Annotated in this window: 2 protein-coding genes; both read right to left on the minus strand. The window is 68.0% G+C overall.

All coding sequences use genetic code 11. From position 1 onward, the window contains the following. Positions 1-300: 300 nt before the first annotated feature. A complete protein-coding gene (locus ACIQU6_RS44190) occupies positions 301-852 on the minus strand; it encodes a hypothetical protein (RefSeq protein ID WP_403488314.1) in 552 nt (183 codons plus the stop codon). Positions 853-971: 119 nt separating this feature from the next. Further along, positions 972-2,564 (minus strand): trypsin-like peptidase domain-containing protein, encoded by a 1,593-nt coding sequence (locus ACIQU6_RS44195; RefSeq protein WP_403488316.1) that lies wholly within the window; start codon positions 2,562-2,564, stop codon positions 972-974. Between the last annotated feature and the right edge of the window lie 797 nt (positions 2,565-3,361).

The following is a 3,361-nucleotide window of genomic DNA, read 5'->3' on the forward strand; positions in this document are numbered from 1 at the left end:
GCCGCGTACGTACGTTTCCCGCCCGCCGCGCGGTACAGCGCGACGGCATCGTTCCTGAACTCCTCCGGATACGGAGACCTACGTCCCACCAGGACACCCTTCCTCGGACCCACACGATCCATTGTCAGAGTGTCCACACCGCCGGGGTCACCTCATCCAGCCGACCGCCGGCCACCCCCCGAGCCCGGCTCAGCCGTTCCAGCGCGGGATGCGACGATATGACACAGGCGGGCATGAGCTGTGACTACGAGCGGCGCACCACGAGCGCGGAGGCGATGGTCTACTGGTCGATGGCCCTGCTCATGACCCGCCGCCTGGCCCGGCCACACCCTGCGCGAGCGTGAACCGGCCCGGCTGTTGCTCGGCCAGCCAGCCGCGCGCGACCAGGCGCTTCGCCTTCGACCGCAATGCCTCCACCCGTGCCGGCACCACGTCCACCCCGAACGTCGCGGCCATCTCCTGGCAGGTCAGCGGCCCTTGATGGAGCCGGGCCCGGTCCGCGAGCGCCCTAAGAATGCGCTGGTAGTCCACCGACAGCACCGCCCAAGCCAGCCCCTCACGCCACACCGGAACCTGCGACTTCGTCTTCGCTGCCTCCGGCACCTGCGGCGTCCTTCCGATCTGCTCCTCGGCGGCCGGCACGGTCCCCTCGGCCCTGGCGGGCTCCTGCCCGCTCTCGTCCACGGGGGCCAGCACCTCGCCGACCCGAGAGCAGGCGATGACCCACTCCTTCCATTCCCGTTCGGCCACAGCCAACTCGGCCTGGACACGGTCGACTTCCTCCCGCAGCTCATCCACACGACGCCGAGCGCCCAGCTCACGCTGTTCCAACAGCCCAACCACCGACGGCATCCACGACCTCCCGGGCAGCAACAGCACGACAGGCCACAACTCCCACGGGATCACCGACCCTATGCCCGACCAGCGGAAACGCAGTCCTCAAGCCCGGAAAGACAACAGCTTCTCACCCGTCACCCTATTTCGAATGCTTTGGGTGCTGTTGCGTTGTCGGCGTTGTCGTGTCCGATGGCGCAGTACGTCCACGGTCCTTGTGATTCCTGCAGCAGCGCTGGGACGTTTCTGTAGAAGTGGTAGTCCCGGGGGTCTGCGCAGTCGGTGGTGTCCTTCGGACCGTATTTGACCTTGTAGCTGGTGATTTCCCAGGGCTGGTAAACGGGGTAGACCCGGTACGACGCATCGGCCCCCTCGCCGAACCGCTGCACGCTCAGGGACGGCTGCACGGTCGGTGGGGTGTTGTCCACTCGGGCGTAGGCATGCGAGGGATGGGCCAGGGAAGCGGACCAGCCCGCGCCCCGAACGGCCGGGCTGGGACCGCCCGCCGCGCACAGGATGTACAAGTTGTCCTGGCGGGGCAGGAGTTCACGGTAATCGGCACCGGGTGTACCGAGCGGTTGGGGGCGGCTGTATCCCTCCCGCTTGGTGCAGTCGGTCGTCCCGAACGGGCCCGTCTTGAAGGCGACATATGCGTGGCCATCGTCTTGGCCTGCGGTGGCGTGCACGTCCCAGTGGGCGGGGCCCTGTGGGGTGTCGCTCTGCGTCTGCTGGCCGGTGAACTCGAGCGTGACCTGCCGGCCGGCGTCCAGTCGGCAGCCTGGACGATTCAGGCGCAGGCCTGCCTCGTCCAGGCAGGAGGCGAGGGCGTCGACGGGGGTGACGTAGACGGTGTCGTCGGCGGGAATGACCAGGCCCTGGGCACTGCCCTCGCAGGGGCGGCCAAGACCGCAGCCCAGGTAGCCGGGCGTCGAGACGGTGTTGATCATGCCGACGAGCTGGTCGCCTTGCGCTGTGGTGACGGCGCCGCCGGACGAACCGCCACTGATGCCACGGCAGTCGGTCCGGGCAAAGCCTCTCCACAGCCAGGTGTGCTCATGCAGGGCGATGCCCGATCCCGTGGCCTGGCAGTTGGACAGGCGCAGGAAGTCCTCGCCCTCGGGCATGCCGTCGGACGGGGCGTGCGCCGCCTGCAGCCGGGTGCCCTCCGCTGGGACCCCGGCGGAGGAGAGGGTACGCGGAAGCACGTTCAGCTGTGCGAGGTCTGCGTAGGTGGCAGAGAGCTGGAGGACCGAGACATCGATGTCCTTCATCGTCGCGTACGCGATGCGCTCGACGTCGAAAGTCTTCTGTTCGGTCGTGTTGTCATGGAAGTACGCCGGGGTGAACGTCCACTGCTGCTCATCCTCGGGCACGGGCCGGTCGATGAGGACCTCGTTCGTGCCCAGAGTGTCGCGGACACAGTGGCCATTGCTGACGATCAGCGCCTTGTGCGAAGGCTCCGGATCCGACGAGGCGGCGACGACCGTCGCGGTGCAGGTTGTCCCCCGCCGCCCACGAGGCGCCCGGAGGAACGGAACCTTTGCCCAGCCTCCGACCCCGCATCGATCAGCGGCGCTGCGGTCTGCTGCCCCACTCGTTGCACGGCCCGCTCCCCCCGCCTGGGCGGGCACCCCCCACAACCCCACGGCGACGACAGCACCGGCCGCGCCCGCCGCCAGCACAGCGCGCAAGCGTGTACGCGGTATTCGGACATGAACGCTCTCCTGCACAACACTCCTTCATGATCGTTGAACGGCCCCCGCCCAGCCGTGCCGTGCTGGTGATGAAGGGCGGGAGGCTGGCTCTGCCGTCAGCGGTGCTGAAGGTGCAGGGGGATGACTTCGGTCAGCGGCGCCAGCGATGTCGCTGTGTCTGCACAGGCATCAGCAGATCCCGGCGGAGCCGTACGGACACCGCCAGGCAGCATCTTCCACAGGGACATCGCCGGCGCCGGCCCCAAACTGGACCAGCCCGACCTCCTGCCACAGGGATGAGAATCCACCGCCTGTACCCCAGGGCAGCAGTCCGGGCTGCCGCCTGAACATCCCATGCTGGTAGCGATGCTGCAATCCCCGGAGAATCCGACCGCCTGCGCCCTCGGCCGACGCCTCCCACACCCAGAACGACGAAGAGCACGCCCCAGCCAGGAATTGAAAGATCCCAGGGATCGACCACAGCGAGTCTTTTTCATCCGCACCCCGCAAAGGTGTCTTGGCTGTGACGGTTGACGGCGTGCGTGACCTGCAGGAACTGGCTTCGAGGTCGCCAACTCCCCTCGCCCTTGCGGGTGACACGTGAAAAGGCGCAGGGTGCGAGTTCCCTGCCCGGCTGAACAGGACAGAGTCGCTGACCAGTTGCCGTAGCTGGCGCTGACCTGGTGGAAGCCGGACTCCTCATGACCGGGGGCCGACGGCATTGCCATACCCCCACGTCCCGGTCACGCCGCGCGCCCTCAGCCACCCGAAGCCGGCTCAAGGGAAACAACGCGGGCCCTTCGGAAGAACCCGCCGAGTCCGCCCCGCCCGGC

The organism is Streptomyces sp. NPDC090442 (assembly GCF_044769405.1).
Taxonomy (GTDB): Bacteria; Actinomycetota; Actinomycetes; order Streptomycetales; family Streptomycetaceae; genus Streptomyces.

Excerpts from the sequence above, each read along its gene's own strand:
- ACIQU6_RS44190 (WP_403488314.1), bottom strand. The coding sequence starts at position 852 with ATGCCGTCGGTGGTTGGGCTGTTGGAACAGCGTGAGCTGGGCGCTCGG.